The sequence below is a fragment of the Falsiroseomonas sp. genome (genome assembly GCF_051860665.1).
Taxonomy (GTDB): Bacteria; Pseudomonadota; Alphaproteobacteria; order Acetobacterales; family Acetobacteraceae; genus Falsiroseomonas.
The window spans coordinates 183,535-208,484 of the sequence record NZ_JBHYDM010000001.1; the positions used below are offsets into that span (position 1 = coordinate 183,535).

The following is a 24,950-nucleotide window of genomic DNA, read 5'->3' on the forward strand; positions in this document are numbered from 1 at the left end:
ATCCAGCCTCCGCCCGGATCAGCGTGGGTTGACGCGGCTGTGCCAGGGTTGGGGGTGGTAGTGGGGCAGGATGCGGCAGGGGCCGGTGGCGGGGGTGGTCAGGGTGTCGCAGCGGCCGCGGAGGTCGGCGGCGGTGGGTTGGCGGCGGAGTTCGGCCCAGTCGCGGAGTGCGGCGGCGCTGGCGGCGTAGATCGGGCCGGAGAGTTTTCCGTGTTCCATTTCCTGCGTGAAGACCTGCACGAGGAGGTGGGCGGTGTTGGCGCGGGTCAGGGTATCGCGGTAGGCGGATTGGTGTTCGACGAAGACGGTTGGGTCGTCGATGCCGTGCAGGGTCAGGACGGGGATGGCGATCTGGCCGGTGGGGTCGCCGTCGGCGGCCAGGCGGGCGGCGGCTTCGGGGTCTGGCGTGATGCGGGGGATGCGGGCGTTGAGGGCCGTGTCGTTGGAGGTGCCGCGGTAGCGGACGGTGGCGTTTCCGAAGGCGCTGCGGCCGTCCATCATCTGCCAGGCGATATCGGCGAAGAGGGTGGTGGCCCAGGCCAGGTGGCCGGGGATGGCCCATTCGGGGATGCGGCTGGCGGCGGCCAGGTCGGACAGGGCCTGGCTTTGGGCGGGGCTGCGGGCTTCGGGGGCCAGGTCCGCGCCGGTGCAGGCCAGGTAGCGGGCCATCAGGTCGTCGCGCGCCATCTGGCTGCCGCGGGGCAGGCCGAGGGTGACGGGGTATTGCGGTTCCTCGGGGCGGGGGTGGGTGCCGCAGATCGCCTGGAAGGCGGCGCGCAGGTCGACCCGCATGTCGTAGGCGCGGCTGGGGCCGGCGAGGACGCCGGAGGTGAGCAGGGCGGCCTGGAAGGGGCGGCGGCCTTCGGTGTCGGGCTCGTTCAGGGTTTCGATGGTCTTGGCGGCGACGGCGCCGCCCCAGGACTGGCCGTGCAGCAGGCTGAAGCGGATGGGGCCCAGCGCCTCCTCCGCGATGCGGCGGGCGGCCAGCGTGTCTTCCGCGGCGCGGCGGATGCCGAAGCCGGCGCGGCGCCGGCTGGTGGAGGCCCAGGCCCAGCCATTGTCGAGGAATTCGCGGTAGCGCAGCAGGTCTTCGTCGGTGGTATCGGGGGCGGGCGGGGCCATGCGCGGGCCGCCGAAGATGTGGGTGACCAGGCCGCCGTTCCAGTCGGCGGGGCGGGCCAGCAGGATATGGGCGCCGTTGGCGTCGCGGCCACGCAGGCATTGGGTGGTCTCGGGCAGGCCGGGGGGGCAGGCGGCGGGTTGCGGTGGTTCCGCCGCGGCGCCGGGGCCGGCGAGCAGGCAGAGACCGATGGCGGCCAGTCGCCGCCAGCCGCCCGCAGTCACGCCGGCAGGCCCTCCACCGGCACGCCGGAGGCGTCCTTGGTGGTGCGGATGGTCTGCAGGGTTTGCACCCGCAGCACATGGGGCGCGTCGGTCAGTTTCGCGGTCAGGGCGTTTTCATGCGCCGTGTCGCGGGCGACCAGGCGCAGCATGAAGTCGCCGCCGCCGCGGATCATGTGGCATTCGCGCACTTCCGGCCATTCGCAGACCATCGCCTCGAAGGCCGAGAGCACGGATTGCTTCTGCGTCTCCAGGCCGACCAGGGCGAAGAAGGTGATTTCCCAGCCGAGCACCTGGGGGTCGAGGTCGGCGTGGTAGCCGCGGATCACGCCCTGTTCCTCCAGCCGCCGCACGCGGCGCAGGCAGGGCGGGGCCGAGAGGCCGACGCGGCGGGCCAGTTCCACATTGGTCATCCGGCCATCGGCCTGGAGTTCCGCCAGGATGTGGCGGTCCACCTCGTCGATATCCGGATCAGCTGCGTCCATCATTTAGTCTGTCGTGTCCCGGCCTGGGTTCGCGACGCAATATCCTTTCGACCTGCGCGATCTACAAGACGCGGCACGTCGATTCCGCGGCAGTTCCTGCGGGAGGGGCCGCCGTGGCGGCGGCGGGGTTGAGCATTCGCCCGGCACGGCCGATATGCAGCCCAGAGTTTTCCCCTGCCGGATCGATCGCCGTGTCCCAGACCATTGCCACCCGCCTGCTGATCCTCGGCGCCGGCCCTGCCGGCTATACCGCCGCCATCTATGCCGCGCGTGCCGGGCTGAAGCCGCTGGTGGTGGCCGGGCTGCAGCCGGGCGGGCAGCTGACCATCACGACCGAGGTGGAGAATTTCCCGGGATTTGCCGAGCCGATCCAGGGGCCCTGGCTGATGGACCAGATGCAGGCGCAGGCCACGCATGTCGGCGCGCAGGTGATCCAGGACGTGATCACCAAGGTGGATCTCGGCCGCCGGCCCTTCCTCTGCACCGGCGATTCGGGGGCGGTCTATGAGGCGGAGTCGCTGGTGATCGCGACCGGTGCCCAGGCGCGCTGGCTGGGCATTCCGGGGGAGAAGGAGCTGTCCGGCTTCGGCGTCTCCGCCTGCGCCACCTGCGATGGCTTCTTCTATCGCGGCAAGGATGTGGCCGTGGTGGGTGGCGGCAATTCCGCGACGGAGGAGGCGCTGTACCTGTCCAACCTGGCGCGCCACGTCACGCTGATCCACCGGCGGGACAGCCTGCGGTCGGAGAAGATCCTGCAGAAGCGGCTGTTCGAGCGGCCCAACGTCTCCGTCATCTGGGACACCGCGGTCGATGCCGTGCTGGCGGATACGACCGGACGCGTTGCGGTGGCCCGCGCCCTGGCGCTGCGCAACCTGAAGACGGGGGAGGCCAGCGAGCTGCCGGTGCATGGGCTGTTCGTGGCGATCGGGCATGACCCGGCGACCGCCCTGTTCAAGGGCCAGCTCGGCATGGATGAGGAAGGCTATATCCGCACCACGCCCGGCACGACGCAGACCAGCGTCCCCGGAGTCTTCGCCGCGGGCGACGTGCAGGACAAGATCTATCGCCAGGCGGTGACGGCCGCCGGCACCGGCTGCATGGCGGCGCTGGAGGCGGAGAAGTTCCTGGCGCATCTGCCGGCGGTGGACGTCGCGACGGCCTGAGGCGCGGCGCGGCGCGGCATTTGCCTCCTGGGCCTTCATTTCCCAGGAAAAAAACGCCTCGTCAGCAACTGACATGCTACTCAAACCACGGATGCGCATGGCAGCTTGCCACGCAGCGGGAACAGGGAATCGGGCGCAGGTATGCCGTTGGATTGGGATAAGCTGCGCGTTTTCCACGCGGTGGCCGAGGCAGGGTCCTTCACCCATGCCGGGGAGACGCTGAATCTCTCCCAGTCCGCCGTCTCGCGCCAGATCCAGGCGCTGGAGGAGGCGCTGCAGGTCCCGCTGTTCCACCGCCATGCCCGCGGCCTGATCCTGACCGAGCAGGGCGAGACCCTGAACCGCGCGGTGCGGGAGGTCTTCGCCAAGCTGGCGATGACCGAGGCGCTGCTGACCGAGAGCCGCGAGCGGCCCACCGGCCGCCTGAAGGTCACCACCACCACCGGCTTCGGCAGCGTCTGGCTCGCGCCCCGCTTGCGTCGCTTCATGGCGCTGCATCCGGATGTGACGCTGACCGTGGTGCTGGACGATGCCGACCTCGATCTCGCGATGCGGGAGGCCGATGTGGCCATCCGCCTGCATCCGCCGCGGCAGCCGGACCTGATCCAGCGCAACCTGGGCTCCTTCGGCTGGCGCGTCTGCGGCGCGCCCGACTACCTGAAGACTGCCGGCATGCCGATGCGGGCGGAGGATCTCGATGCCCATCGGATGATCGTCTATGGCGATTATCGTCCGCCGGTTGAATCCGTGAACTGGCTGCAGGAGGCCGGGCGCCGCCCAGGCTCCGCGCGCCGTGCGGTGCTGGAGATGAACAGCCTGCCGGGCATCCTGGCCGCCGTGCGCAGCGGCCTCGGCATCGCCGCCCTGCCCGACTACATGGGCGATGAGCTGGACGGGCTGGTGCAGGTGCTGCCGGAGCTGAAGTCGCCGCGCATCGAGGCCTATTTCGTCTATCCGGAGGAGCTGCGCCATTCCAAGCGCGTCGCCGTCTTCCGCGACTTCCTCGTGGCGGAGCTGGCCATGCCGGCCAGGTTGCAGGCCGCGAGCTGAACCCTCGCCTGGGTGCGTGATCGCGGAATGCGATCGCTTCCTTGAGCAATGTGTTCCGCGAGGTTGTATTAACTATCCATGCACCCCACGCATGGCGGCCACCGCCTTTTCACCCATGCGCCATGCCGCACCGCACACTATGTAGGGGGTGTTCCGACGGCGACGTTGGATCAGGGTCACTCGGGTTATCCCGAACCCCTTCGTCTCCCAGACGTGAAGCCTCCCTGTTTGACTTAGGCCGCTACCCCAACGGGCTGGCGGCCTTTTTTTTGGCCGGGCCGCCCGGACATTTCGCAGCCGGCGTTCGTCTGGCGCGGACGATGATATTCATTAATCCTCCGGCTTGAAAAGCAGGGGGAGCGCCAGCGCATGTGCATGATCTGTGCGGGCACGGGGCTGCGGGCCGAGGACCAGCCGGCGCAGCACCTGGCGGCCAGCCTCGTCGCGCCGCCCCAGCGCGGCTGGGCCTTCGCCGACTATACCGGGGATGCCACGCTGGATTCCCTGCTGCTCGGCTCCCGCTGGACCGGCACCAGCCTGTCCTATGCCCTGCCGGCGGACCAGGCGGCCTGGGGCGATGGCTTCCTGGCGGGCCTTTCCGAGGCCGCCCTGCCGCCCAGCGAATCCCTCGCCCGCGCCATGGACCTGATCCTGACCGGCCAGAGCGAGGGGGCGGAGGGGCCGCTGCAGCGCCTGACCTCGCTCGCCGCCTTCACCCCGCTGACCCTGGCGCGCAGCGAGGATGTGGCAGGCGCGACGCTCCGCCTCGGCCTCGCCGACCGGCTGCCCGAGGCCTTCGGCCTCGCCTTCCCGCCGGGCAACGAGGCCTGGGGCGGCGGGGTCGGCTCGGTCGGGCCGGGGGTGCGCGGCGGTGATGTCTGGCTCAGCTTCGCCAATTTCATGACCGGGCCCGGCGGCGTGCTGGACCCCGTGCCGGGGGGCCTCGCCTGGCATACGCTGACGCATGAGCTGGGCCATGCGCTGGGCCTGGCGCATCCGCACCAGGGGCCGGGCCAGGCGGGCGGCACCGTGGTCGCCATGCCGGATGCCTGGAACAGCGTCGAATTCACCAATATGGCCTATCGGCTGCACCCAGAGGGCTCGGTCGACGACCAGTCCCCGATCGACGGCTTCGACCTGCCACAGAGCTGGATGACCTACGACATCCGCGCGCTGCAGCACCTCTATGGCGCCAATTACGCGACCGAGGCCGGAGACACCGTCTATCGCTTCGATCCCCTGACCGGGGAGGTGACGGTGAATGGCATCGGCCAGGGCGCGCCGGGGGCCAACCGCATCCTGCTGACCATCTGGGATGGCGGCGGCCGGGACACCTATGACCTGCGCGCCTATGCCGACGACCTGCGCATCGACCTGGCCCCCGGCGCGGGCTCCATCCTCTCCCCGGCCCAATTGGCCGACCTGACGCCGCTGGGCGAGGAGCCCGGCACCTGGCGGGCGCAGCGCAGCCTCTACAACGCCTTCCTCTACCAGGACGACCCGCGGTCGTTGATCGAGGATGTCTGGGGCGGGACGGGCGATGACCGCATCTCCGGCAATCTCGCCGCCAATCGCCTGGCGGGCGCGGCGGGGGCGGATACGCTGCTCGGCCTGCAGGGCGCCGATACGCTGGATGGCGGGGCCGGGGCGGATCGGATGGAGGGCGGCGCCGGGGACGATACCTACCTGGTCGACCAGTCCGGCGACCGGGTGGTGGAGCAGGCCGCCGGCGGCCGCGATACCGTCATCGCCGCCCGCGGCTGGCAGCTCGGCGCGCATTTCGAGGTGCTGCTGCTGACCGAGGCGGCCGGTGCCGCGCGCGGCCTGGGCAATGCCGAGGCGAACCGGATCGAGGGCAATGGCTTCGACAATACCCTGGTGGGCGGCGCGGGGAATGACGCGCTCTCCGGCCATGGCGGCATCGACCGGCTGTTCGGGGAGGCGGATGCCGATCTCCTCTCCGGCGGCGCGGGCGACGACCTGCTCTTCGGCGGGGCGGGCGACGACGTGCTGCTGGGCGGCGAGGGTGCGGACCGCATGGCCGGCGGCACCGGCAATGACAGCTATGCCATCGACCAGGCCGGCGACCGCGTTCTGGAACGGGCGGAGGAGGGGCAGGACACCGTCATCTCCAGCCTCGATGTGACCCGCCTGGACGCGGCGCTGGAGGAGCTGGTGCTGATCGACCGCGCCCTGCAGGGCTTCGGCAATGCGCTGGACAACGACATCAGCGGCAGCGCCATGGACAACCTGCTGTCCGGCCTCGGCGGCGACGACACCCTCTCGGGCGGCGCCGGGGCGGACCGGGTGCTGGGCGGGGCCGGCGCCGATTCGCTGGTGGGCGGTTCGGGCGATGACTGGCTGGCCGGCGGCGTCGGCGATGACAGCCTGGAAGGCGGCAGCGGCCGGGACACGTTGCGCGGCGGAGAGGGCGCGGACCTGCTCCTCGGCGGCGCGGGCGACGACCGCATGGCGGGCGATGCCGGGGCGGATACGCTGCTGGGCGAGGGCGGCAACGACACGCTGATCGGCGATGCCGGCAATGACGTGCTGGTGGGCGGCAGCGGCGAGGTCCGCCTGCAGGGCGGCGCCGGCGCCGATATCTTCGCCTGGGCCGGCGGCAGCGAGGGCCGGCTGACCATCGCCGATTTCAGCCTGGCCGAGGACCGCATCGGCCTGGCCGCCTATTACGACAACTTCGCCGTGCTGGCGGAAGATCTCAGCGGGATCGAGGGCGGCACGCTGCTGCGGATGGACAATGGCAATGAGGTGGTGATCCAGGGCCTCGCCCTGGCCGAGGTCAGCGCCAGCCTGTTCCTGCTGGCGCCGCCTGGCAGCCTGATGGGGTAGCGGGAGCGACCCTCAGGCGGTCTTGCTGATGTTCCAATAGACCGGGATGGCGGCGTCCAGGATGCCCTGGAGGCGGGCGGAATGGCCGCGCACCAGGCTCATCATGCCGATCGGCAGATAGGGCACCGTCTCCACCGCGCGCAGCTGCACGTCCCGCGCGATGCGCTGGCGGTCCTCCTGGGTCGGCGCGAAGGCGAAGGCGTCGCGCAGGCGTTCCAGCTCGGGATCGTCGGGCCAGCCGGGCAAAGCGGTGCGGGCGCCGGCGGCGCGCAGCGCGATGTGGCTGACCGGGTCCATGAGATCCACCGCTGCGGGGGCCGAGACGAAGAGGCTCCAGCCGCCCTGCCCCACCGGGTTCTTCGACAGCCGGCGGGTGACCAGCGTCGCCCAGTCCATCGCCTGCAGGTCCACCGTCATCCCCGCCCGCCGCAGCCGGTCCGCCGCGACACGGGCAAAGGTGCTGCTGATGGTGCTGTCCTGCGCATCCAGCACCACCACCGGCGTGCCGTCATAGCCGGATTGCTGCACGGCGGTGCGCGCCAGGTCGGCATTGGGCGCCACCCAGCCCTCGCTGGTATGGAAGGGGGAGGCGCAGGGGAAGAAGCTGCGGCAGTCCTGCCAGCGGTCGCGCTCGGTCATATAGGCCGGCATCATCTCCGCGGGGTCCACCAGCAGCCGCATCGCCTGGCGCAGTTTCGGGTTATCGAAGGGCGGCACGGCGTGGTTCATGCGGAAGATCGGCTGCACGCCGGCGGCATCCTGCGCCGCCAGCCGCAGGTTCCGGTTGCGCGCCACCACCGGGAACAGATCCGGCGGGCATTCCTCGAAGATGTCGAGCTCGCCGGTCTGCAGCGCGCTCAGCGCCGTCGCCGCATCCGGCAGCACGAGCCATTCGACGCGCTCGATCCGCGCGTGCTTGCCCCCCGCCAGGCCATCCGGCGCCTCCGCCCGCGGCTGGTAGTCCGGGTTGCGGCGATAGGTGGTGCGGTCGCCCATCCGCCAATCCTCCCGCCGCAGCATATAGGGGCCGCTGCCGGTGGGGTCGGTGATCGGGGTGGTGATGGGGGTGGCCGCCACGCGCGCCGGCATGATGAAGGCCGGCAGGCCGGAGGGTTTGGCCAGCGCATCCAGCACCAGCCCCCAGGGCCGCTGCATCACCAGGCGGAAGCGCCGCGCATCCACGGCCTCGAGGGTATTCCCCTCCGCCAGCATCTGCGCGCCATGCCCATCGCGGATCGCCCAACGGCGAAGCGAGGCCACCACATCCTCGGAGGTGACGGGCGCCCCGTCATGGAAGCGCAGCCCGGGGCGCAGCGAAAAATCCCAGGCCAGGCGGTCGGCGCTGACGCTGTGGCTTTCCACCATCTGCGGCTGCGGACGCAGCTTGGAATCCAGCGCGAAGAGCGTGTCGTAGACCATGTAGCCATGGTTGCGGGCCATGTATTCGGGCGAGATGAAGGGATCGAGCCCGCGCAGGTCGCCGAAGAGCTTGACCCGGAGCGTGCCCGGGTCGCCGCGACCCTGCGCCAGGGCCGGCGCGGCGAGCATTGCAGGCAGCAGCGCCAATGTGGCGCGACGCGAGATGGACATCCGAAACCTCCCGGCGCGTCCATCTGGCGGGGCGCGCTCGGGGCTCATCCTGGTCCCGGTGACGGAGGCTTGTCACCAGGGAAGTGCCCTATTCCCCCCGCAGCGCCGCCCCCGCGGCCAGCGGCGCCAGCGGTGCGGCCAGCGCCAGCAGCGCGCCGAGCAACAGCAGATAGGGCCGCGGCGAAATGCCGCCCGCCGCCGCCTCGATGGCGGCCGCGCCGAAGATCACGGCCGGGATGGACAGCGGCAGCACCAGCAGCGGCAGCAGCACGCCGCCGCGCCGCGCCCCCAGCGTCAGCGCGGCGCCGGCGGTGCCGAAGAGCGACAGCACGCCGGTGGCCAGGCCCAGCGCCAGCATCGCCGTGCCCCAGGCCTCCACCGGCAGGTTCAGCATGGCGGCGGCGATCGGCGTGGCCGCCAGCAGCGGCAGGCCGGTCACCACCCAATGGCCCAGCGCCTTGGCCCCCGCCAGGGCGGAGGGCGGCAGGCCGGAGAGCAGAAGCTGGTCCAGCGACCCATCCTCCGCCTCCGCCCCGAATTGCCGGTCCAGCGGCAGCAGTGCCGCCAGCAGCGCGGCCGCCAGCAGCGCGCCCGGGGCGATGCGCGCCAGGATTTCGGGCGAAGGCCCGATGCCGAAGGGGAACAGGGCGCAGACCAGCACGAAGAACAGCACCGCAGCCAGCGTATCCGCCGGATGCCGCAGCGCCAGCCGCACCTCCCGCCCCAGGACCGCGCCGAAGCCTCTCACAGCGCCAGCTCCCGCGCACCCGGCAGGGGCAATGGCAGGTGCGTCGCCGCGATGACCGCGCCGCCCGCCGCCCGATGCGCGGCCAGCAGGCCGCCGAGACGCGCGACGGAGGCGGCGTCCAGCCCCACCGTCGGCTCGTCCAGCAGCCAGAGCCGCGCCGGGGCGAGTGCCAGCCGGGCCAGCGCCAGGCGCCGCTTCTGGCCGGAGGAGAGGATGCGGGCCGGCAATTCCGCAAGTTCGGTCAGGCCCACCGCCTCCAGCGCCGCTTCCACATCGCCGCCCCAGAGCCGCGAATAGAACATCAGGTTCTCCCGCGCCGTCAGGCTGGGCTTCAGCGCATCCTGGTGGCTGAGGTAGCGCAACCGCGCCGCATGGGCGACGCGATCGGCCAGCGCATCAACGCCGTCCCATTGAAGACAACCTTCGGCCGGCGGGATCAGCCCGGCCAGCAGGCGCAGCAGGCTGGATTTTCCCGCACCGTTCGCGCCCAGCAGCAGCAGCGCGCCACCGGCCTCCAGCTGGAAGGAGAGGCCGGCAAAGATCGCGCGGTCGCCCCGCCAGCAGGCCAGATCCCGCGCTTCCAGCACCCCAAAGCCCCCCAGCCTATCGCCGCGCACGAAAACAACCCGCAGGCAGGCTCCGCAGGTGGGTTAAGGCATGCGCCAAGCGCATCACACCGCACAAGCCTGCGTAACCGCCTCGTAGCGGATGGACCGCCCCGTGCCCCTGTGGTTTAAGCCGCCTGCTGCGGTCGCGAAAGCGGCACGGCGGAACCGCGCCAGGCTTGGCGGAAGGCGCCCCGCTTCCGGGGTGGCACCCAACCCGGCGCCACGCGAACGGGGACCCCGGACCATGCGGATGATCGGGCAGGACAGCCTGAAGACCCGCCGCACCCTCAAGGTGGACGGCAAGGACTATCATTATTTCAGCCTGCCCGAGGCTGCTTCTGCCATCGGCGACCCGGCGCGGCTGCCCTGCAGCCTGAAGGTGCTGCTGGAGAATATCCTGCGCTTCGAGGATGGGCGCAGCTACACGGTGGACGACGCCAAGGCCGTGATCGGCTGGCTCGAGAAGGGCTCCTCCACCAAGGAGGTTCCCTTCCGCCCCGCCCGCATCCTGCTGCAGGATTTCACGGGTGTGCCGGCCGTGGTGGACCTGGCCGCGATGCGCGATGCGCTGTCCAACCTCGGCGGCGATCCGCGCAAGGTGAACCCGCTGGTGCCCGTCGACCTCGTGATCGACCACTCGGTGATGGTCGACGTCTCCGGCACCAAGGACGCGCTGCAGAAGAACGTCGACATCGAGTTCGAGCGGAACGGCGAGCGCTACGAGTTCCTGCGCTGGGGCCAGTCCGCCTTCGCGAACTTCCGCGTCGTGCCGCCCGGCACCGGCATCTGCCACCAGGTGAACCTGGAGTATCTGGCCCAGGTCGCCTGGACCTCGCAGGACGGCCCGGACACCTATGTGTTCCCGGACAGCTGCTACGGCACGGACAGCCACACCACCATGGTGAACGGCCTGGGCGTGCTCGGCTGGGGCGTCGGCGGCATCGAGGCGGAGGCCGCCATGCTCGGCCAGCCCATCGCCATGCTGATCCCCGACGTCATCGGCTTCAAGGTGACCGGCAAGCTGCGCGAGGGCGTGACGGCGACCGACCTCGTCCTCACGGTCACCCAGATGCTCCGCAAGAAGGGCGTGGTCGGAAAATTCGTCGAATTCTTCGGCGCGGGCCTCGATGACCTGCCGCTGGCGGACCGTGCGACGATCGGCAACATGGCCCCGGAATACGGCGCCACCTGCGGCTTCTTCCCGGTCGACCGCATGACCATCGACTATCTGCGCCTGTCCGGCCGCGACGAGCACCGCATCGCGCTGACCGAGGCCTTCTGCAAGGCGCAGGGCATGTGGCGCGACACCAACACGCCCGACCCGGTCTTCACCGATGTCATGGAGCTGGACCTGTCGACGGTCGAGCCCTCCATGGCCGGCCCGAAGCGCCCGCAGGACCGCGTGCCGCTGACCCAGGTCTCCACCAGCTTCGGCAAGGACCTGGCCGCCGGCACCATGGGCGTGCCCGGCGACAAGGCCGACCTCCGCGTGCCGGTCTCGGGGGCCAATTACGACCTCGGCCATGGCGACGTGGTGATCGCCGCGATCACCTCCTGCACCAATACTTCCAACCCCTATGTCATGGTCGCCGCAGGGCTGGTGGCGAAGAAGGCGCGCGCGCTCGGCCTGAAGCCGAAGCCCTGGGTGAAGACCTCGCTGGCCCCCGGCTCCCAGGTGGTCACCGAGTATCTCGACAAGGCCGGCCTTTCGGCGGAGCTGGATGCGCTCGGCTTCCAGACCGTGGGCTATGGCTGCACCACCTGCATCGGCAATTCCGGCCCGCTGGCCGATCCGATCCTGGAGGCCATCGAGGACAACAAGCTGGTCGTCTCCTCGGTCCTGTCGGGCAACCGCAATTTCGAGGGCCGCGTCCACGCCAATGTCCGCGCCAACTACCTGGCCTCCCCGCCGCTGGTGGTGGCCTATGCCTTGGCCGGCACGGTGAAGCTGAACATCACCCAGGACCCGATCGGCACCGGCAGCAACGGCCAGCCCGTCTATCTCAAGGACATCTGGCCGACGCAGAAGGAGGTGAACGACACGGTCCACGCCGCCGTCACCCGCGAAATGTTCATGGAACGCTACGGCGACGTCTTCAAGGGACCGGCGCAGTGGCAGGCCATCCGCGTGGATGCGGACAGCGACACCTATCGCTGGAACGGCGGCTCCACCTATGTGCAGAACCCGCCCTATTTCACCGGCATGACGATGGAGATCCCCGCGATCCCGCCGATCACCGGGGCGCGGGTGCTGGCCGAGCTCGGCGACAGCATCACCACCGACCACATCTCCCCGGCCGGTGCCATCAAGAAGACCTCGCCCGCCGGCGACTACCTGCTGCAGCACCAGGTGCGCCAGCACGACTTCAACAGCTACGGCGCCCGCCGCGGCAACCATGAAGTCATGATGCGCGGCACCTTTGCGAATACCCGTATTCGCAATGAGCTGGTGCCGGGCATCGAGGGCGGCATGACCAAGCACCACCCCTCGGGCGAGGTGCTGCCGATCTACGACGCGGCGATGAAGTACAAGGCCGAGGGCGTGCCGCTGGTGATCTTCGGCGGCAAGGAATACGGCACCGGCTCCTCCCGCGACTGGGCGGCCAAGGGCACCTTCCTGCTCGGCGTGAAGGCCGTGATCGCCGAGAGCTTCGAGCGCATCCACCGCTCCAACCTGGTCGGCATGGGCGTGCTGCCGCTGGTCTTCCAGAATGGCGAGACCCGCCAGACGCTGGGCATCACCGGCGCCGAGATCATCGACCTGACGGGCCTCGAGACGCTGAGCCCGCGCATGGAGGTGGGCATGGTGATCCACCGCCCGGACGGCACGAAGCACGAGACCAAGCTGCTCTGCCGCGTCGATACGGCGGATGAGGTCGAGTACTACAAGAACGGCGGCATCTTGAATTATGTGCTGCGCGGGATGGCGAAGGCGGCGTGAGCCGGCTTCACCCTCGGTGACAGGAAGGGCGCGGTCCGCAGGGGCCGCGCCCTTTTTGCATCCGGGGCCGTTGTAACACTGCGGCTTCGGAACCTTCGCCCGTCGCCGCCGCTGTGACAGCGTTCCATCCGCGCATTGGAGGCCGGCCCTGTCGCTCTCGTCACCCGAAGACACCGCCCGCCCCATGCGCGTCGCCGTCGTCATCAACGCCTCCTCCGGCACCGCGCTCGGCCGCGACACGATCGAGGCCGAGGTCGCGCGCCACCTGGCCGCGGCGGGGCTGGAGGCCGTGCTGGTGCCGGAGCATGCGGATGGCCTGCTCGCCCGCCTGGACGAGGCGGTGGCGATGGGCGCGCAGGCCGTGGTGGTCGGCGGCGGCGACGGTTCCATCATGGCGGCCGCGGAACGGCTGATGGGCAAGGAGACGGCGCTCGGCATCCTGCCGCTCGGCACCATGAACATGCTGGCCAAGGACCTCGGCATTCCGCTGGAGCTGGAGGCCGCGGCGGCCGCCCTCTCCCACGGCACCATCCGCGCCATCGACGTGGCCGATGTGAACGGCCATGTCTTCCTCTGCTCCTCCGTGCTCGGCAGCCCCTCCTGGCTCGGCCGGCACCGGGAGCGCGGGCGGGGCAAGACCGGGTGGCGGCCGCGGATCCTCTTCGCCCTGGCCGCGCTGCGTTCCGAATGGCGGCACCGGCCGATGCGGCTCAGCGTGCGGCTCGGCCAGGGGCGCAGCGTGCGGCTCTGGACCCGGGCGCTGGCGGTGGCGAACAACCGCTATGCCGAGGGCTTCAACATGATGATGGCGCGGCCACGGCTCGATGCCGGGGAACTCGCGCTCTATGTCGCGCGTCGCTACGGCACATGGTGGTGGGTGAAGCTGATGGCGGGCATGTTCCTCGGCACCTGGCGCGGCTCCCGCCTCGTGCAGGAGCGCACGGCGCAGGAGGTGACGGTGGGCTCCGCGCGCACCGCGATCCGCGTGATGAATGACGGCGAGGCGCTGCTGCTGCCGCCGCCGCTGGTCTATCGCATCCACCCCGGCGCGCTGCGCGTCATCGTCCCCGGCCCGCCCGCCACCGACCCGCCGGCGGAAACCGCGCCGGCGGACCTCACCTCCGACCTGAGGGCATGACCCGCCGCATCGCCCATCTGTCCGACCTGCACTTTGGCGCGGAAGACCCCGCCGTGGTCGCCAGCTTCGCGCAGGAGCTGGCCGACTGGGCACCAGATCTCATCGCCGTCTCGGGTGACCTGACCCAGGGGGCGCGGCATGAGGAATTCATCGCCGCCATGGCCTTCCTGGAGACGCTGCCCGCGCCGCGGCTGATCGTCCCGGGCAATCACGACATGTCCCCCTACAACCTGGTGGAGCGCTTCACGGACCCCTACCGCCGCTGGCGCCGCCATGTGCAGCCGGCGACGGAGCCGGTCTTCGAGGATGGGGAGATGGCCCTGGTCGGCATGAACACGGCCCGCCGCGCCGGGCTCTATCTCAACTGGGCGCGCGGCCGCGTCTCCGGCAGCCGGCTGGCGGCGGCGGAGGGACGGCTGGCCGCCCTGCCGCCCGGCCTTTTCCGCATCGTCGTGGCGCACCACCCCTTCCTGGCACCCATGCTGAAGCCGGGCGCCCGGCTGGTCGGCAATGCGGAGCCGGCGCTGGCCGCCTTCGCCCGGCATGATGTGCGGCTGGTGCTGACCGGGCATCTGCACCTCGGCGATGTGCGGCCGGTGCGGGAGGGGGGGCTGGTGGTCGCCCAGGCCGGCAGCGCCACCTCCGTCCGCCTGCGCGGCACGCCCAATGCCTATAACCGCATCCTGGTGGAGGAGGGCCGCGCCCGGGTCACGCCGCGGGTTTGGCATGGGGCGGGCTGGGAAGACCTGCCCGCGACCTGAACGATCCTACCGCCGCAGCGCCGCCCCCAGCGCCAGGCTGGCCGGCACCGCCAGGGCGCAGAGCGCCGCCATCACCCAGAAGCCCGCGCCCCCCGCCGCCGCATAGAGCGGCCCGCAGGCCAGGGACAGCAGGCCCATCCACAGCCCGACCCCGAGCGAGGCATGCAGGGTCTGCGCCGTGCCCGCCTCCGCCGGCGGCACCGCCCGCCCCAGTACCGCCATGGTCGCCAGGTGCTGCATGCCGAAGCTGGCGGCGTGCAGCATCTGCGCCGGCACCAGCAGCCAGGGCTCCACCGTCAGCGCCGTGACGCCCCAGCGCAGCACCCCCGCCCCCGCCGCGACCAGCGACAGCCCAACCGGCCCGAGCCGCGCGACCAGCCCCCTGCCCCAGAGGAACAGCGCCACCTCCGCCAGAACGCCGACCGCCCAGAGCCCCCCGATCAGCCCGGCGCCGAGCCCCGCCGCCTGCCAGTGCAGCGTGCCAAAACCGTAATACAACGCATGGCTGCCCTGGATCAGCGCGGAGACCAGCATCAGCCGCCGCACCGCCTTGATGCGCAAGGGCGCCCAGAAGCCGGCCCAGCCGCGCACGGCCGCCCGGCTGTTGCGCGGGGCCGCCCTGGGCAGCGCCAGCGCGGCCAGCGAGGTCGCCACGAATCCCGCCACCAGCAGCCAGGCCGCCGCGTGGATGCCGAAGGCGGATACCGCCTGCCCCACGCCGATCGCCGCCAGCATGAAGGCAATGCTGCCCGCCGCCCGCACCCGCGCATAATCGAAGCCCCCCAAGGGGGAAGCGGGCGCGCGGGAGGCCGCGACGGCCAGCGCATCGGTCAGCGGCACCACCGGCGCGAAGGCCGCACCCTGCAGCGCCATCACCAGCAGCAGAAGCCCGAATCCCGCCGGCAGCAGGAAGCCGCAGGCGGCCAGGGCGGCAAGGGCCGAGCCCGCGACCAGCAGGACCCTGGCATCCCCCAGCGCATCCGCCAGCCGCCCGCCGGCGGGCCCGGCCACCAGCCGGACGCCCGCCCCCACCGCCAGCGCCACACCCACCTGCTCGGCCGAAAGCCCATGCCCCGCGAGCACGGAGGGCAGGAAGGGCAGCGTGATGCCCACAACCACGAACTGGGCGCTGTAGAGCAGGACGAAGCGGCTTGCGGGGGTCACCGCCGCAAACTCGCCCGCCCGCGCCCCGCTGCCAAGCACCCGGCGCGGTTGCCCGACGGTTCAGCGCATGCCGGCGCCGGTCAGATGCCGCGACTCGGGCTGCCGTCCGGCCACCGCCCCGGGGGACGAATCGGGCGCGGACCCGGGCGCGGACCCGGAAGGAGGCTCCAGCACCTCCACCATCCGGGCGATGGTCTGCACGCTGCGATCCGCCGCCTCGCGCAGCTCGACCACCTGCAGGGCCAGTTCGCGCACCCCCTGGGCCACCACCAGCTCCGCCGGCGGCAGCCCCCCGGTCGGCGGCCGCAGCGTCGCCTCCAGCGCCAGGGCGGCGGCGGAGGCGGAGAGGCGCTCCAGCTGCCGCCCGGCGGCGGCCATGCGCAGACCGGCCTCGGCGAGGCAGGCCGGGTCGCGCTCGGCCTCCGTCCGCAGCGCCAGCGCCTGCAGGCGGAAGCGTTCCAGGCTGCGGGCCAGGGCGCCCGCCTCGTCATCCCGCGCCGTGCCGGGCACTTCCGTGCCCAGATGCCCCTCCGCCATCGCCGCGGCGACGGCGCGCAGGGCGCGGAAGGGGGCCAGCACCATCCGCTCCAGCAGCAGCGCGCCGAGGCCGGCGAGCAGGGTGGCGGCGGCCAGGGTCACGGCCAGGGCCACCAGCGCCACGCTGCCGGGGTCGCTGCCGGGATCGGGGCGCGCCTCCGGCCGGGCCTCCGGCTCGGCGGCCGCCTGCGGCAGCACGCTGCTGATGCGGGTGAATTGCGCGGCGCTTTCCCGCAGCGCGCCGAGATCGACGCGCCCTTCGGGCGCCACCAGCCGCTGCCAATTGGCGAGGTCGCGATCGAGCAGCGCCAGCGCACGCTCCATCCCGCCCAGCGTCGCGGGTTCCGGCGGCCGCGGGCCGAGCAGCGTGGCCGCCTGCAGGAGGGAGGATCCGCCGCTGGCGCGCGGCGCCGTCTGCGGGCCCGATTCCGCCCGCGGCCAGGGCAGCAGCAGCGTGGCCGCCAGGCCGATGGCCGCGAGCGCCCCGATGCCGCCCCACCAGGCGAGCCGGCCGCCCTGCCCCTCCTCGGGCTCGTGCGGCCGAGGGGCCGCGGCATGGGCGCGGCTGCGGTCCAGCGGTCGGCGGAACGTGGCGGACATGCAGGGCCTCCTGCCCGGATGTGGCCCAGTGGGAGCGGCCACCGCGCGCAAGCTGGCGCAGGGAGGTTAACGCTTCGTTTTCGGAATGAGGAAGCGCCGCGAGAGCGCGGCCGGTGCCGCCGGAGGGGGGGCTGCTGTTGCCAAGGGCGCGGCGGCGTGCCACGCAACCACTGCCCCCACGGACCATGCCGAATACCAATATGTCCGACCATCACATGTCCCACGGCCAGATGTTCGCCCCGCGCGTCCGCGCGGTGCTCGGCCCGACCAATACCGGCAAGACCCATCTGGCGATCACCCGCCTGCTGGCGCATGCCTCCGGCATCATCGGCTTCCCGCTACGCCTGCTGGCGCGCGAGAACTACGACCGCATGGTCGCGGCGAAGGGGGAGAAATACGTCGCCCTGATCACCGGGGAGGAGAAGATCGTCCCCCCCGAGGCGCGCTGGTTCGCCTGCACCGTGGAAGCGATGCCGCTCGACCGCCGCGCCGAATTCGTGGCGGTGGACGAGATCCAGCTCTGCGCCGACGCCGATCGCGGCCATATCTTCACCGATCGCCTGCTGCATGCGCGCGGCATGGTCGAGACGATGTTTTTGGGGGCCGAGACGATCCGGCCGCTGCTGCAGCGCCTGGTGCCGCAGGCCGAGATCGAGACCCGCCCCCGGCTTTCGCAGCTGACCCATTCCGGGCCGGCCAAGCTGACGAAACTGCCGCCACGCAGCGCGGTGGTCGCCTTCAGCGCGGCGGAGGTCTATGCGATCGCGGAGGCGATCCGCCGTCGCCGCGGCGGCTGCGCCGTGGTGATGGGGCGCATGTCGCCGCGCACCCGCAATGCCCAGGTCGCGCTCTACCAGAATCGCGAAGTGGACTTCCTGGTCGCCACCGATGCCATCGGCATGGGCCTGAACATGGATGTCGACCACATCGCCTTCGCCGACCTCCAGAAGTTCGACGGCCACCAGATCCGCGCGCTGAATGCGCAGGAGGCCGCGCAGATCGCCGGCCGCGCCGGCCGCGGCATGCGCGACGGCACCTTCGGGACCACCGCCGAATGCCCTCCCTTGCCGGAGGAACTGGCCCGGCAGATCGAGGGCCACGCCTTCGAGCCGCTCGCCCAGATTGCCTGGCGCAATTCGGACCTGGATTTCGCCAGCATCGACGGGCTGCTGGACAGCCTGGCCGCCGCACCGCCGACGCCGGGCCTCGCCAAGGGCAACGACGCGGTCGACCACATCACGCTGAACGCGCTCTCCCGCGAATCGGAGATCCGCGAGCTGGCGCGCGGCCGCGCCCGGGTGCGGCTGCTCTGGGAAGCCTGCCAGGTGCCGGATTTCCGCAAGATCGCGGATGACAGCCACACCCGCCTCTGCGCCAAGATCTTCGGGCATCTCGCCACCGAAGGCCGGCTGCCGACCGAATGGGTGGCGGGGAACATCGCCTCGCTCGGCAATGTCGAGGGCGACCTCGATACGCTGATGGCCCGCCTCGCGAATATCCGCATCTGGTCCTATATCGCCGCCCGCGCCGACTGGATCAGCGATGCCGCGACCCAGCAGGCCGAGGCCCGCAAGGCCGAGGAGGCCGTCTCCGACGCGCTGCATGAGCGCCTGATCGCCCGCTTCGTCGACCGCCGCGCGGCCCATCTGATCCGCCGGCTGGACGACACGGAGGAGACGCTGCTCTCCGCCGTCACCCGCCAGGGCGAGGTGGTGGTCGAGGGGCACACCGTCGGCAAGGTCACCGGCTTCCACTTCCAGCCGGACCCGGAGGCGACGAAGGAGGAAGACAAGCGCTTGGTGCTGCGCGCCGCGCGCCGCGCGCTGCGGGAGGAAATCCCGCGCCGCCTCGCCAGCCTGGAGACGGCGAAGGATGACGCTTTCAGCCTGACCCCGCAGCACCGCGTGGTCTGGGACACGGCCGAGATCGCCCGCCTGCGCCCGGGGCCGGAGCCGCTGAAGCCGCATGTCGACGTCATCGCCACCGAATTCCTGGATAACGCCCAGCGCGAGCGGGTGCGGGTGCGCCTCGCCACCTGGCTCGACTCCCTGGTCAAGCGCGAGCTGGGCGGGCTGGACGCGATCGAGGCCAAGGCGGCCGAGGACAATACCCTGCGCGGCCCCGCCTTCCGGCTGCGCGAGGCCATGGGCCTGGCCCCCGGCGCCACGGAGCGGGAGATTCCGGCGGAGCTGCGGGCGCGGCTGAAGGCCATCGGCATCCGCGCCGGGCGCTACGCCATGTACCTGCCGGATGTGCTGAAGCCGCGCGCCATGGGCCTGCGCGCGCAGCTCTGGGCGCTGCGCCGCAATATCCCGACGCCGCTGCTGCCGAACCCCGGCCTCGTCTCCGTCACCCTGCCCGAGAACCCGCTGCCGGCGCCGGAGGATCCCAATACGCCGCGCGGGCCGGAAGGCTGGCCGCAAGGCTTCGCCATCATGGCCGGCTGGCTGCCGGCCGGGCGCGTGCTGCTGCGCCTCGACGTGGCGGAACGCATCGCCGGCGAGCTCGGCTACCTGACCCGCCGCGCCCCGGCCCCGGTGCCGGATGGCCTGGCCTCCCGCCTCGGCGTGAAGGGCGACACCCTGCCCATGGCGCTGGAGGCGATGGGCTTTCGCCTGATGCCCTCCCCGCCGCTCGCGGAAGGGGAATTCGGCCCGCCGCTGCCGGCGCGCATCAGCGTGGTGCGGCAGGACCGCCCGGCCCAGCGCGGCCCGCGCCGCGACGGGCGCGGCGAGAACCGGGGCGAGGCGCAGCCGCGCAGCGACCAGCCGCGCGAGCGGGGGCCGCGGCCGGAGCGCGGGCCCCGTCCTGAAGGCCAGCGTCCTGAAGGCCAGCGTCCCGAAGGCCCGCGCCCCGTCTATTTCGGCCCGCCGATCCCGCCCGAGCTGCGCCCGGCCCGCCCCGAGGGCGCCCGCCCGCAGGGCCCGCGCCGCGACGGCCCTCGCCCGCCGCGGCGGGAGCGTGTCGATCACGGCCCGCGCCGCGACTGGCGCGTGGACGGCCTGCCGCCCGGCGTCTCGCCACCGCCGGAGACGAGCCCCGAGGCGCCACGCGGCGACCGCCCCCGCTTCGACGGCCCCCGCCGCGGCGGCCCGCCCGGCGCCCCGCGGCCCGAGGGCGCGGCACCGCAGGAAGGCCGGCGCGAGGATCGCGGTCCGCCGCGCGGCGGTCGCCAGGATCGCGGGCCCGGCGGCAAGCCGGGCGGCGGCGACCGCTATCCGCGCCAGGACCGCGACCGCGGCGGCGATCGGGGCGGGGATCGGGGCGCGCCGCGCGAATGGTCCTCCGGCCCCACCAAGGTCGATTCGCCCTTCGCCGTCCTCGCCCAGCTGAAGCTGCGCAAGGACTGACCGGGTGCCGGCGGAGGCGGAGGCCGCGTTCCAGCGCCTCGACCTCTGGCTCTGGTGCGCGCGCATGGCCAAGACGCGCGGGGAATGCGCCCGGCAGATCGAGGCCGGCCGCGTCCGGGTGAACAGCCAGCGCACCGACAAGCCGCATTACAAGCTGCGGCCGGGTGATGTGCTGACCTTCGGCATGGGCCGGGACATCCGGGTCTGGCGCGTGCTGTCCCTCGCCGCCCGCCGCGGCCCGGCCAGCGAGGCGCGGGGCCTCTACGAGGATCTTTCCGACCCGTCCGATCCCCCACCCGCCACGCCGGATCTTTCCGAGGCCTGATGTTGCGGTGCGGCGCTTGCCTTGCAGGCGGCGCTGCGCCATGTGGGGCTGGCCGCGCCCCGACCATGGCGCGGCGGTGGGCCGGCCGATGGGCGCCGCCCCGCATCCCCGCCGGAGGCGCAGTTGACCTACGTCGTCACCGAGAACTGCATCAAGTGCAAGTACATGGACTGCGTGGAAGTCTGTCCGGTGGACTGCTTCTATGTCGGCGAGAATATGCTGGTCATCCATCCGGATGAATGCATCGATTGCGGCGTCTGCGAGCCGGAATGCCCGGCCGAGGCCATCCTGCCGGACAGCGACGACAAGGCGACGCCCTGGGTGGAGCTGAACCGCACCTATGCCACGCAATGGCCGAACATCACCCGCAAGGGGGAAGCCCCGGCCGATGCGGATGAGTGGAAGGACAAGCCGGGCAAGAAGGACCTCTTCGACCCCGCCCCCGGCAAGGCCTGACAGCCCGGCAAGGCTTGGTCGCATGGGGTGAGACGCCGCCGCCGGGCCCGATTCGCCCAGGGGTGGCAATTCGCGCGGGTTTGTATTATATTATCAATGGGATCGGGAAACGGGAGCACCCCTCCGCGGCTTTCCCACCCATCGGGTCCATGACATGCCCAGGGATGGGGCCGCCTCCGCCATCGGCGCGGGGCAGGCCTTCTTCATGGGATGCAGAAGCGGGTGGCCACATGAAACAAACCGCCCCGGCGAAGACCGGCGAGACCGAGGCCACGGCGGCGGAGCGTTCCGCCAAGCCGGCCGCCGCGAAGCCGGAGAAGGCGCCGGCCAAGGTCGGCACCGCGCCCCTGCCGCCGCGCCAGGACAGCCCGCCGCCGCCGCACCGGCCGCCCGCGCGCCCCGGCGCCATGGCCGCCAATGCACCGCGTTCCTCGATCTTCCCGCCGCGCGGCGCCCCCCGGGTGGAAGACCCCGAGGATGGCAGCCCGCCGCCGCCGCCGAAGCCCAAGGGCCCGCCCGTGGAATTCAAGGCGGGCGACCATGTGGTCTACCCGACCCATGGCGTCGGCCAGGTGCAGGGCATCGAGGAAATGCCCGTCGCCGGCATGTCCCTGAAGGTGATCATCGTCACCTTCGAGGAAAACCGCATGACCCTGCGGGTGCCGGTCAACAAGGCCGCCTCGTCGGGCCTGCGCAAGCTCGCCACCGACGAGCAGATGAACGAGGCCCTCGAGGTGCTGCGCGGCCGCGCCCGCATCAAGCGCACCATGTGGTCCCGCCGCGCCCAGGAATACGAGGCGAAGATCAACTCCGGCGACCCCATCGCCATCGCCGAGGTGGTGCGCGACCTGCACCGCAACGCCGGCCAGCCGGACCAGTCCTTCTCCGAACGGCAGATCTACGAACAGGCCCTCGACCGCCTGGCCGCCGAACTCGCCGCCATCGACCGCACCGACAAGGCCGCGGCCTCCGAGAAGCTGCTGACCTTCTTGAAGGCGGCCTGACGGGCTTCCTGCGGCTCGGCGCGCATGGCATCTGACATGCGCGCCATTCGCCGCGGGAGACGCAACGAACCATGCCGCACCTGACGCCCCATCTGCGGCGGCTGGAGGCCGAGGCCATCGGCATCCTCCGCGAAACCGCGGCCAGCTTCCGCAACCCCGTCCTGCTCTATTCCATCGGCAAGGACAGCTCCGTCGTCCTGCAGCTGGCGATGAAGGCCTTCGCCCCGGGCAAGCCGCCCTTCCGCCTGCTCCACATCGCCACCGGCTGGGACTTCCGGGCGATGCTGGAATTCCGGGATCGCCGCATGGCGGAGCTGGGGCTGGACTGCATCGTCCACACCAATCCGGACGGCCTGGCCCGTGGCATCGGCCCCCTCACCCACGGCTCCCAGCTCCACATGTCCGTCATGGGCACGGAGGCCCTGAAGCAGGCACTCGACGCGCATGGCTTCGACGCCGCCATCGGCGGCGCCCGGCGCGACGAGGAAAAGGCCCGCGCCAAGGAACGCGTCTTCTCCTTCCGCGCCCCCGGCCATGTCTGGGACCCGCGCGGCCAGCGGCCGGAACTCTGGGGCCTCTACAACACGCGCATCAACCAGGGCGAGGGCATGCGCGTCTTCCCCCTCTCCAACTGGACCGAATTCGACGTCTGGGACTATATCGCGGCCGAATCCATCCCGGTGGTGCCGCTGTATTTCGCCGCCCCCCGGCCGATGGTCCGGCGCAGCGGCGCCCTCATCATGCGCGACGACGACCGGATGCCGCTGGAACCGGGCGAGGTCGAGGAAACCCTCTGGGTCCGGTTCCGCACCATGGGCGACTGGCCGCTGACCGGCGCACATGAAAGCCGCGCCGAAACCCTGGACCAGGTCCTCGCCGAAATCCGCGACAGCCGCACCAGCGAACGCCAGGGCCGCCTGATCGACACCGACCAGGAAGCCTCCATGGAACGCAAGAAACGCGAAGGGTATTTTTGACTGGCTGCCGCGGTCTGGTGGCACGGCGGGGCGCCTGGGACGGCGCGGGTCTGCGGGATGGGAGGGGGCGCATCGGCGCCCGCCTCCCGGGGGATCAGGCGAGGCGGGGGGTGGTGGGCAGCAGGAAGGACAGGCGGCCATAGGTCGCCTGCTCCTGCTTCCAGGCCTGCACCGCCAGGCTGGCGGAGGCAATGCCCCAGAAGGCCAGATACTCGATCCCGCCCAGGTTCCAGAACCAGCCCATGCCCTTGGTCATCACCGTCGCATAGACGGCCACCGCCATCACGCCGGCCGAAAGAAGCCCGAGCCACTTGGTCATGATGTTCAGCGTCAGGCCGAAGAAGCAGGCCAGTTCCGCCGCGATGGCCAGATAGAGGAACAGCTCGGGAAAGGGCAGAACCTTGCCGAAGAAGGCGGCGGAGCCCGCCATGTTGCCCAGCTTGAACAGGATATGCGGCCCGTAGAACAGTCCGCAGAGCAGCCGCACCACCACCACGGGGTTCGAGACGTCGAAATCTTCCTTGCGCATCGCACAAACTCCTGCAACGCGCCGAGACTAGGTCTCGCCCTGCTTCCGCTCGTTGATCTGGCGCAATTGGAAACCCGGAAGGTGACGACGATCCGCAGATTTCGTCAGGAATCAACCTGTGGTTGATTCTAACTCAACTCATACTCGACCTCCGGCACGTAATGCGCCGCCTCCTTGCCGAGGTAGGAGGAGAAGAGGACAAAATTGTCGATCGGCACCGGCGGCGACCGGAACAGGCTATGGGCATGGATGAAGCCCACCAGCTTGTGCGTCTCCGCCTTGTCCGTCCGCGCCAGGGTCACATGCGGGGCGAAGCGGCGCCGGTCCGGCTCCAGCCCCACGCGCTGCAGCGCCGTCTCCACCTTGGATTGCAGCCGGGTCAGCGCCTCGCTCCGCTCCGCGGTGATATGAATGGACTGGATCCGCCCGCCCTTCTCGAAGGTGCCGATCCCGGCCAGGGCCAGTTCGAAGCGCGGCGCGCGGATGGCGGCGAGTGCGGCATCCACCTCCTCCGCCTGCCAGCTCTCGATCTCGCCGATGAAGCGGAGCGTGAGGTGGTAGTTCTCCGGCGGCACCCATCGGGCGCCGGGGATGCCGCCGGCCAGGGCGGCGAGCTGGGCCTTGACCTCATCGGGCAGGGCCAGGGCGACGAAAAGGCGAATCATGGGCTTGCGCTCCGCGACTCCGGGGCGCCCTCAGCCTGAAGCAGAGGGGGCCACGCGGTCCAGTAGCGTTTCGATGGCAGGCAGCATCCGCTCCGCCAGAACCTGCGCGCCACGCGGATTGGGGTGGATGCGGTCCGCCTGGTTCAACGCCGGGTCGCCGGCCACCCCCTCCAGCAGGAAGGGGTAGAAGACCAGCTGCGGCCGCGCGGCGGCGAGTTCGGTGAAGACGGCGGTGAATTCGCGGCCGTATTCCGCGCCGAGATTGGGCGGCGCCATCATCCCCGCCAGCAGCGTCGGGATGTCACGAGCGGCCAGCCCGTCCAGGATCGCCGTCAGGTTCGCGCGCATCTGCTGGGGCGTCAGGCCGCGCAGCGCGTCATTGCCGCCGAGCGCCACGATCGCGGCATTCGGCCGGTCCGCCAGCGCCCATTCCAGCCGGGCGCGGCCGCCCGCCGTGGTATCGCCGGAAACGCCCGCATCCAGCACCCGCACCTGCCGGCCCTTCGCCCGCAGCAGCGCCTCGATCCGCGCCGGCGGACCCTCGCCACGCGCCAGGCCATAGCCAGCGGTGATCGAATCGCCCAGCATCAGCAGCCGGACCTCCCGCCCCTGGGCGCGGGCGCCGCCCGTCCCGGCCAGCAATACTCCGAAACCAAGCGCCGCCTTCC

General features: G+C 71.5%; 20 protein-coding genes and 1 pseudogene. 11 read left to right on the top strand and 10 right to left on the bottom strand.

Features of this window, described 5'->3' with window-relative positions; translation table 11 throughout:
* Positions 1-18: 18 nt before the first annotated feature.
* Positions 19-1,344: a hypothetical protein gene (locus ACTIF1_RS00740; protein ID WP_439594447.1), complete on the bottom strand. Its 1,326-nt coding sequence runs from the start codon at positions 1,342-1,344 to the stop codon at positions 19-21.
* On the bottom strand, positions 1,341-1,829 hold the full coding sequence (locus tag ACTIF1_RS00745) for an Lrp/AsnC family transcriptional regulator (RefSeq protein ID WP_439594448.1): 489 nt from the start codon (positions 1,827-1,829) through the stop codon (positions 1,341-1,343). The genes ACTIF1_RS00740 and ACTIF1_RS00745 overlap by 4 nt, the downstream gene beginning before the upstream one ends.
* A 188-nt stretch (positions 1,830-2,017) precedes the next feature.
* Here ACTIF1_RS00745 and trxB point away from each other — a divergent pair, with 188 nt between their 5' ends.
* The 3 genes from trxB (at position 2,018) to ACTIF1_RS00760 (ending at position 6,889) form a co-directional block, all read left to right on the top strand.
* Positions 2,018-2,989 carry a thioredoxin-disulfide reductase gene (gene trxB / locus ACTIF1_RS00750; protein ID WP_439594449.1) on the top strand — a complete coding sequence of 324 codons (972 nt, stop codon included), beginning with the start codon at positions 2,018-2,020 and terminating at the stop codon, positions 2,987-2,989.
* Positions 2,990-3,130: 141 nt separating this feature from the next.
* A complete protein-coding gene (locus tag ACTIF1_RS00755) occupies positions 3,131-4,039 on the top strand; it encodes a LysR family transcriptional regulator (RefSeq protein WP_439594450.1) in 909 nt (302 codons plus the stop codon).
* 369 nt (positions 4,040-4,408) lie between these two features.
* Entirely contained in the window at positions 4,409-6,889 is a 2,481-nt protein-coding gene (locus tag ACTIF1_RS00760) for a M10 family metallopeptidase C-terminal domain-containing protein (protein WP_439594451.1), read from the top strand.
* Between the two features lie 12 nt (positions 6,890-6,901).
* Here the strand turns inward: ACTIF1_RS00760 and ACTIF1_RS00765 are convergent, their stop codons facing one another.
* From ACTIF1_RS00765 to ccmA, 3 genes are all read right to left on the bottom strand, one after another.
* Positions 6,902-8,479 carry an ABC transporter substrate-binding protein gene (locus tag ACTIF1_RS00765; protein WP_439594452.1) on the bottom strand — a complete coding sequence of 526 codons (1,578 nt, stop codon included), beginning with the start codon at positions 8,477-8,479 and terminating at the stop codon, positions 6,902-6,904.
* A gap of 88 nt (positions 8,480-8,567) precedes the next feature.
* Positions 8,568-9,227 (bottom strand): heme exporter protein CcmB, encoded by a 660-nt coding sequence (ccmB, locus tag ACTIF1_RS00770; RefSeq protein ID WP_439594453.1) that lies wholly within the window; start codon positions 9,225-9,227, stop codon positions 8,568-8,570.
* Positions 9,224-9,844 (bottom strand): heme ABC exporter ATP-binding protein CcmA, encoded by a 621-nt coding sequence (gene ccmA, locus ACTIF1_RS00775; protein WP_439594454.1) that lies wholly within the window; start codon positions 9,842-9,844, stop codon positions 9,224-9,226. Before ccmA ends, ccmB begins: the two co-directional genes overlap by 4 nt.
* A gap of 235 nt (positions 9,845-10,079) precedes the next feature.
* On the opposite strand from ccmA, the gene acnA reads away from it, so the two are divergent.
* The 3 genes from acnA (at position 10,080) to ACTIF1_RS00790 (ending at position 14,675) form a co-directional block, all read left to right on the top strand.
* Positions 10,080-12,776, top strand: a complete 2,697-nt coding sequence (gene acnA / locus ACTIF1_RS00780; RefSeq protein WP_439594455.1) for an aconitate hydratase AcnA — start codon at positions 10,080-10,082, stop codon at positions 12,774-12,776.
* Positions 12,777-12,960: 184 nt separating this feature from the next.
* Positions 12,961-13,914: a diacylglycerol/lipid kinase family protein gene (locus tag ACTIF1_RS00785; RefSeq protein ID WP_439594456.1), complete on the top strand. Its 954-nt coding sequence runs from the start codon at positions 12,961-12,963 to the stop codon at positions 13,912-13,914.
* On the top strand, positions 13,911-14,675 hold the full coding sequence (locus ACTIF1_RS00790) for a metallophosphoesterase family protein (protein WP_439594457.1): 765 nt from the start codon (positions 13,911-13,913) through the stop codon (positions 14,673-14,675). The genes ACTIF1_RS00785 and ACTIF1_RS00790 overlap by 4 nt, the downstream gene beginning before the upstream one ends.
* Positions 14,676-14,681: 6 nt before the next feature.
* Here ACTIF1_RS00790 and ACTIF1_RS00795 read toward each other — a convergent pair whose 3' ends face one another.
* Both ACTIF1_RS00795 and ACTIF1_RS00800 read right to left on the bottom strand, forming a co-directional pair.
* Positions 14,682-15,839, bottom strand: coding sequence for an MFS transporter (locus tag ACTIF1_RS00795; protein ID WP_439594458.1), 1,158 nt, complete (start codon positions 15,837-15,839; stop codon positions 14,682-14,684).
* Between the two features lie 60 nt (positions 15,840-15,899).
* On the bottom strand, positions 15,900-16,976 hold the full coding sequence (locus ACTIF1_RS00800) for a HAMP domain-containing protein (protein ID WP_439594459.1): 1,077 nt from the start codon (positions 16,974-16,976) through the stop codon (positions 15,900-15,902).
* A 185-nt stretch (positions 16,977-17,161) separates the two neighbouring features.
* Here ACTIF1_RS00800 and ACTIF1_RS00805 point away from each other — a divergent pair, with 185 nt between their 5' ends.
* From ACTIF1_RS00805 to cysD, 5 genes and pseudogenes are all read left to right on the top strand, one after another.
* Positions 17,162-20,326, top strand: coding sequence for a helicase-related protein (locus ACTIF1_RS00805; protein ID WP_439594460.1), 3,165 nt, complete (start codon positions 17,162-17,164; stop codon positions 20,324-20,326).
* 4 nt (positions 20,327-20,330) lie between these two features.
* Positions 20,331-20,651 carry an RNA-binding S4 domain-containing protein gene (locus tag ACTIF1_RS00810; RefSeq protein ID WP_439594461.1) on the top strand — a complete coding sequence of 107 codons (321 nt, stop codon included), beginning with the start codon at positions 20,331-20,333 and terminating at the stop codon, positions 20,649-20,651.
* A 123-nt stretch (positions 20,652-20,774) separates the two neighbouring features.
* A complete protein-coding gene (gene fdxA / locus ACTIF1_RS00815) occupies positions 20,775-21,107 on the top strand; it encodes a ferredoxin FdxA (RefSeq protein ID WP_439594462.1) in 333 nt (110 codons plus the stop codon).
* 230 nt (positions 21,108-21,337) lie between these two features.
* Positions 21,338-22,111 carry a CarD family transcriptional regulator gene (locus ACTIF1_RS00820; RefSeq protein ID WP_439594463.1) on the top strand — a complete coding sequence of 258 codons (774 nt, stop codon included), beginning with the start codon at positions 21,338-21,340 and terminating at the stop codon, positions 22,109-22,111.
* A gap of 68 nt (positions 22,112-22,179) precedes the next feature.
* Positions 22,180-23,088, top strand: a pseudogene (cysD, locus tag ACTIF1_RS00825) (sulfate adenylyltransferase subunit CysD); the annotation flags it as partial.
* Between the two features lie 94 nt (positions 23,089-23,182).
* Here the strand turns inward: cysD and ACTIF1_RS00830 are convergent.
* The 3 genes from ACTIF1_RS00830 to ACTIF1_RS00840 form a co-directional block, all read right to left on the bottom strand.
* The gene (locus ACTIF1_RS00830; protein WP_439594464.1) at positions 23,183-23,617 is read right to left on the bottom strand and encodes a DoxX family protein; all 435 of its coding nucleotides are present in this window, start codon (positions 23,615-23,617) and stop codon (positions 23,183-23,185) included.
* Positions 23,618-23,745: 128 nt separating this feature from the next.
* Positions 23,746-24,282, bottom strand: coding sequence for an RNA 2',3'-cyclic phosphodiesterase (gene thpR, locus ACTIF1_RS00835; RefSeq protein WP_439594465.1), 537 nt, complete (start codon positions 24,280-24,282; stop codon positions 23,746-23,748).
* 30 nt (positions 24,283-24,312) lie between these two features.
* Entirely contained in the window at positions 24,313-24,924 is a 612-nt protein-coding gene (locus ACTIF1_RS00840) for an arylesterase (protein ID WP_439594466.1), read from the bottom strand.
* Between the last annotated feature and the right edge of the window lie 26 nt (positions 24,925-24,950).